Origin of the sequence: Kitasatospora sp. NPDC059803 (genome assembly GCF_042732255.1) — a bacterium.
Classification (GTDB): Bacteria; Actinomycetota; Actinomycetes; order Streptomycetales; family Streptomycetaceae; genus Kitasatospora.
The window spans coordinates 1-5,661 of sequence record NZ_JBHWIJ010000418.1; the positions used below are offsets into that span (position 1 = coordinate 1).

At 71.7% G+C, this 5,661-nt stretch carries 6 protein-coding genes; 4 read left to right on the forward strand and 2 right to left on the reverse strand.

Annotated features, from left to right (window positions below):
* Nucleotides 1–83: 83 nt before the first annotated feature.
* From tal to pgl, 4 genes are all read left to right on the forward strand, one after another.
* On the forward strand, nucleotides 84–1,223 hold the full coding sequence (gene tal, locus ACFV6I_RS37030) for a transaldolase (protein ID WP_063349514.1): 1,140 nt from the start codon (nucleotides 84–86) through the stop codon (nucleotides 1,221–1,223).
* A gap of 64 nt (nucleotides 1,224–1,287) precedes the next feature.
* Nucleotides 1,288–2,844: a glucose-6-phosphate dehydrogenase gene (zwf, locus tag ACFV6I_RS37035; protein ID WP_063349513.1), complete on the forward strand. Its 1,557-nt coding sequence runs from the start codon at nucleotides 1,288–1,290 to the stop codon at nucleotides 2,842–2,844.
* Nucleotides 2,841–3,953, forward strand: coding sequence for a glucose-6-phosphate dehydrogenase assembly protein OpcA (gene opcA, locus ACFV6I_RS37040; RefSeq protein ID WP_363368898.1), 1,113 nt, complete (start codon nucleotides 2,841–2,843; stop codon nucleotides 3,951–3,953). Before zwf ends, opcA begins: the two co-directional genes overlap by 4 nt.
* Nucleotides 3,950–4,738, forward strand: a complete 789-nt coding sequence (gene pgl / locus ACFV6I_RS37045) for a 6-phosphogluconolactonase (protein ID WP_363368896.1) — start codon at nucleotides 3,950–3,952, stop codon at nucleotides 4,736–4,738. The genes opcA and pgl overlap by 4 nt, the downstream gene beginning before the upstream one ends.
* 68 nt (nucleotides 4,739–4,806) lie before the next feature.
* Here pgl and ACFV6I_RS37050 read toward each other — a convergent pair whose 3' ends face one another.
* Together ACFV6I_RS37050 and secG are read right to left on the reverse strand one after the other, a co-directional pair.
* On the reverse strand, nucleotides 4,807–5,094 hold the full coding sequence (locus tag ACFV6I_RS37050; protein WP_063349510.1) for an RNA polymerase-binding protein RbpA: 288 nt from the start codon (nucleotides 5,092–5,094) through the stop codon (nucleotides 4,807–4,809).
* A 205-nt stretch (nucleotides 5,095–5,299) separates the two neighbouring features.
* On the reverse strand, nucleotides 5,300–5,536 hold the full coding sequence (gene secG / locus ACFV6I_RS37055) for a preprotein translocase subunit SecG (RefSeq protein ID WP_063349509.1): 237 nt from the start codon (nucleotides 5,534–5,536) through the stop codon (nucleotides 5,300–5,302).
* Between the last annotated feature and the right edge of the window lie 125 nt (nucleotides 5,537–5,661).

The window sequence follows — 5,661 nt, forward strand, 5'->3', positions numbered from 1 at the left end:
GGCGCCCGCCCCACCCGCGCCCCCGCCCCCCGCGCCCCCCTCTGACTACCCCACGAAGCAGAAGAAAAAAGGACTGAAGCACCATGACTGACGCACTGAAGCGCCTCAGCGACGAAGGCGTGGCGATCTGGCTGGACGACCTCAGCCGCAAGCGGCTGAACACCGGCAACCTCGCCGAGCTGGTGCAGAACAAGCACGTGGTGGGTGTGACCACCAACCCGACCATCTTCCAGAAGGCCATCGGCGGCGGCGACGACTCCTACGACGGCCAGCTGCGCGACCTCGCCGTCCGCAAGGTCACCACCGACGAGGCCGTCCGCATGATCACCACCTCGGACGTGCGTGACGCGGCCGACGTGCTGCGCCCGGTCTACGACGCCTCCAACGGCCGCGACGGCCGGGTGTCCATCGAGGTCGACCCGCGCCTGGCGCACGAGACCGCGGCCACCGTGGCCGAGGCCAAGCAGCTGTGGTGGCTGGTCGACCGCCCGAACGTCTTCATCAAGATCCCCGCCACCAAGGCCGGCCTGCCCGCGATCGCCGAGGTGATCGGCCGGGGCATCAGCGTCAACGTCACGCTGATCTTCTCGCTGGAGCGCTACAAGGCCGTCATCGACGCCTACCTGACCGGCCTGGAGGCCGCCAAGGCCAAGGGCCTGGACCTCTCCCAGATCGAGTCGGTCGCCTCCTTCTTCGTCTCCCGCGTGGACACCGAGATCGACAAGCGCCTGGAGAAGATCGGCGGCGACGCCCGGGACCTGCGTTCCAAGGCCGCCCTGGCCAACGCCCGCCTCGCCTACCAGGCGTACGAGGAGGTCTTCGGCTCGGTCGACGGCAAGTCCGCCGGCAGCGCCCGCTGGCGTTCGCTGGAGGCCGCCGGCGCCAAGCCGCAGCGCCCGCTGTGGGCCTCCACCGGTGTCAAGGACCCGGCCCTGCCGGACACCCTGTACGTCACCGAGCTGGTCGCCCCCGGCACGGTCAACACCATGCCCGAGGCCACCCTGGAGGCCACCGCCGACCACGGTGTGGTCACCGGCGGCACCATCGTCCCCAACTACGCCGACGCCAAGGCCGTGATGGACGCCATCGCCGCCGCCGGCGTGGACTACGACGACGTGGTCCAGGTGCTGGAGGACGAGGGCGTGGAGAAGTTCGAGCAGTCCTGGAACGAGCTGCTCGACACCGTCACCGCCTCGCTCGCCTCCTTCGCCGGCGAGAAGTGACCGTTCGCTCACACAGCCAGCGCACGAAAGCGGAGCCCAACAAGTGAGCACTGATTTTCCCGAGTTGACCTCGGAGTCGGACGCGGACGATCTCCCGCCGGCCCCCGTCAACCCGCTTCGTGACCCGGCCGACCGACGGCTCCCGCGCATCGCGGGGCCGTCCGGTCTGGTCATCTTCGGAGTCACCGGCGACCTGTCCCGCAAGAAGCTCATGCCGGCCATCTACGACCTGGCCAACCGCGGTCTGCTGCCGCCGGGCTTCTCTCTCGTCGGCTTCGCCCGGCGCGAGTGGGACGACGAGGACTTCGCCAAGGAGGTCCACGACGCGGTCAAGGAGCACGCCCGCACCCCGTTCCGGGAGGAGGTCTGGCAGCAGCTCGCCAAGGGCATGCGCTTCGTCCACGGCACCTTCGACGACGACGACGCCTTCGACAAGCTCCGCGAGACCATCATCGAGCTGGACAAGGCGCAGGGCACCGGCGGCAACTTCGCCTTCTACCTGTCCGTCCCGCCGAAGTTCTTCCCGACCGTCGTCCAGCAGCTCAAGAAGCACGGTCTGGCCGACCCCCCGCAGGGCTCGTGGCGCCGCGCGGTCATCGAGAAGCCCTTCGGCCACGACCTGGAGAGCGCCCAGGAGCTGAACCGGATCGTCCACGAGGTCTTCCCCCGGGACGAGGTCTTCCGGATCGACCACTACCTGGGCAAGGAGACGGTCCAGAACATCCTGGCGCTGCGCTTCGCCAACCAGATGTTCGAGCCGATCTGGAACCGGTCGTACGTCGACCACGTGCAGATCACCATGGCCGAGGACATCGGCATCGGCGGCCGGGCCGGCTACTACGACGGCATCGGCTCCGCCCGCGACGTCATCCAGAACCACCTGCTCCAGCTGATGGCGCTCACCGCCATCGAGGAGCCGGCGTCCTTCCACCCGAAGGCGCTGGTCGCCGAGAAGCTCAAGGTGCTCAGCGCCGTCAAGCTCCCGGCCGACCTCGGCCGGCACACCGTGCGCGGCCAGTACGCGGCCGGCTGGCAGGGCGGCGAGGAGGTGGTCGGCTACCTGGACGAGGACGGCATCGACCCGGACTCCAAGACCGACACCTACGCGGCGATCAAGCTGGAGATCAACAACCGCCGCTGGGCGGGCGTCCCGTTCTACCTGCGCACCGGCAAGCGGCTGGGCCGCCGGGTCACCGAGATCGCGGTGGTCTTCCAGCGCGCCCCGTACCTGCCGTTCGACTCCTACGCGACCGAGGAGCTGGGGCAGAACGCCCTGGTCATCCGGGTCCAGCCGGACGAGGGCGTGACGGTGCGGTTCGGCTCCAAGGTGCCGGGCACCTCCTTCGAGGTCCGGGACGTCACGATGGACTTCGCCTACGGCGAGTCCTTCACCGAGTCCAGCCCGGAGGCGTACGAGCGGCTCATCCTCGATGTGCTGCTCGGCGACGCCAACCTGTTCCCGCGTCACCAGGAGGTCGAGCTCTCCTGGCAGATCCTCGACCCGATCGAGAAGTACTGGGACACCCACGGCAAGCCCGCCCAGTACTCCGCGGGGACCTGGGGCCCGGCCGAGGCGGACGAGATGCTCGCACGAGACGGCAGGAGCTGGCGCCGGCCATGAAGATCGACCTCACCAACACGACGTCCAGCAAGATCAACGCCGCGCTGATGGAGGCGCGCCGGGCCAGTGGCTCCACCGCCGCCGGCATGGTGCTCACCCTGGTGATCGTGACCGACGAGGGCAGCGCGTACGACGCCCTCAAGGCCGCCAACGACGCCTCCCGCGAGCACCCCTCGCGCACCCTCGCGGTGATCAAGCGCGCCGGGCGCTCGCCCCGGGCCCGCGCCGAGACCCGGCTGGACGCCGAGATCCTGGTCGGCACCGATGCCGGCTCGGGAGAGACGGTCATCCTGCGCATGCACGGCGAACTCGCCGCGCACGCCCAGTCGGTGGTCCTGCCGCTGCTGCTCCCGGACGCCCCGGTCGTCGTCTGGTGGCCCGACAACGCGCCGCTGCACCCGGCGCAGGACCCGCTGGGCGCGCTCGCCCAGCGCCGGATCACCGACGCCGTCACCGCCGAGTCCCCGGTCGGCCAGCTCGCCCAGCGGGCCCAGAGCTACACCCCGGGCGACACCGACCTGGCCTGGACCCGGATCACCGGCTGGCGCTCGATGCTGGCCGCCGCGCTGGACCAGCGGCCGGTCACGATCACCTCCGCGGTGGTCGAGGGCGAGTCCTACAACCCCAGCGTCGAACTGCTCGGCCTCTGGCTGCACAACCGGCTGCACGTGCCGGTGGAGCGGGTCGTCACCGGCGGCCCCGGCATCACCGCGGTGCACCTGCGCACCAAGGACGGCGACATCACCCTGGACCGCCCGGACGGCCTGATGGGCACGCTCTCCATGGCCGGCTCCCCGGACCGCCAGGTGGCGCTCAAGCGGCGCGAGACCTCGGAGCTGATCGCCGAGGAGCTGCGCCGGCTCGACCCGGACGACATCTACGCGACGGCCGTGCGCACGCCCGTCGACCGGCTGCGCGAGCCGGACACCGCCGAGACGGCGGCGGCCGAGCGGGTCGCCCGCGCGGCGGTCGCCGAGGCCGCGGTGGCCAACCCCGCCCGGGTGACCGCCAAGGTCGCGTCCGAGGCCTCGTCCGAGGACGTGCCCGAGGACGCCGAGAAGGCTCCCGCCAAGAAGCCCGCCAAGCGCGCCGCCAAGGGGAGCGCATGACCAACGCGACCCCGCAGCTGGTCGTCCACCGGGACAAGGAGCTGATGGCCCAGGCGGCCGCGGCCCGGCTGATCACCCGGATCGTGGACGCCCAGGCCGCCCGCGGCACCGCCTCGGTGGTGCTCACCGGCGGGCGCAACGGCAACGCCCTGCTGGCCGCGATCGCCGCCTCCCCGGCGCGCGACGCGGTCGACTGGGCGCGGCTGGACCTCTGGTGGGGCGACGAGCGCTTCGTCCCCGCCGGGGACCCGGACCGCAACGCCGTCCAGGCCCGCGCCGAACTGCTGGACTCCGTCCCGCTCGACCCGGCGCGGGTGCACGAGATGCCCGCCTCGGACGGTGCGGACGGCTCCGACGTGGAGGCCGCCGCCGCCCGCTACGCGGAGGAGCTGGCGAAGGCGTCCGGCCCGGGCGACCGGCTCGGCGTCCCGGCCTTCGACGTGCTGCTGCTCGGCGTCGGCCCGGACACCCACGTCGCCTCGCTCTTCCCCGAGCACCCGGGCGTGCGGGAGACGGAGCTGACCGTGATCGGCGTGCGCGGGGCCCCCAAGCCCCCGCCGACCCGGGTCTCGCTCACCCTCCCGGCGATCCGGGCGGCCCGCGAGGTCTGGCTGCTGGCGGCCGGCGCGGACAAGGCGGACGCGGTCGCGATGGCCCTGTCCGGCCCCGGCGAGCTCCAGGCGCCCGCCTCCGGCGCGTACGGCCGTAGCCGCACCCTGTGGCTGCTGGACCGGGCCGCGGCGGAGCAGATCCCGCCCCAGCTGTACCCGCCGGCCTCGGCGTAACGGGCTCGGCAACGCACAAGGGCGCCACCGTCCTCGACGGTGGCGCCCTTCGCTGTCTGTCGTCCGGGTCAGATCTCGCCGCGCAGCTTGGCCAGCGCCTCGGCGAGGATCGCCTCGCCGTCGGCGTCGGTGCGCCGCTCGCGGACGTAGGCGAGGTGGGTCTTGTACGGCTCGTTGCGCGAGGGCGCGGGCGGGTTGTGCTCGTCCTGACCGGCCGGGAATCCGCACCGCGGGCAGTCCCAGGTGTCCGGGATGACGGCCTCGGCGGCGAAGCTCGGCCGGGTCTCGTGCTTGTTGGCACACCAGAAGGTGATCCGGTTGCGCGGGGCGGACTCGCCGCGCTCCGCCTCGCCCATCGGGCCCGCTCCGACCCTGCTGCCACGGATGGCGTTGCCACTTGCCACGGTCTGACTCCCTGCGTGCTGGTGCGCCGACCCTCCGCGGTGCGCGTCGGTGGCGAAAGTCGTCCTAGTGTAAGCAGGAGTTAAGCGTCCACCGCCATCGCCTCCGCCCCCGACCGTCCCAGGATAGGCGCTCGGGCGACGGAGCGTCAGGGTTACGTCAGCTCTTGTACTTCAGCACCAGGCCCAGCACGATGATGCAGGCGAACCAGGCGAGACCGACCACGATCGTGATGCGGTCCAGGTTGCGCTCGGCCACCGCCGAGCCGCCGCCGGTGGACATCGCGCCGCCACCGAACATGTCCGACAGGCCGCCGCCCTTCCCCTTGTGCAGCAGCACCAGCAGGATCATCAGCAGACTGAAGATGATCAGGGCAATCGAGAACCCGAGAACCACGACGGGACCAACTCTCTCGTATCTTCGGCGACGGGGGGGGGCGCCCGGACGCCGGGGGGGGGCCCAACAGACCGAGTAGGGTGGGGGGGTGGGTCGCTCTCTCTGGGCGGTGGGGGCCTGGTCTG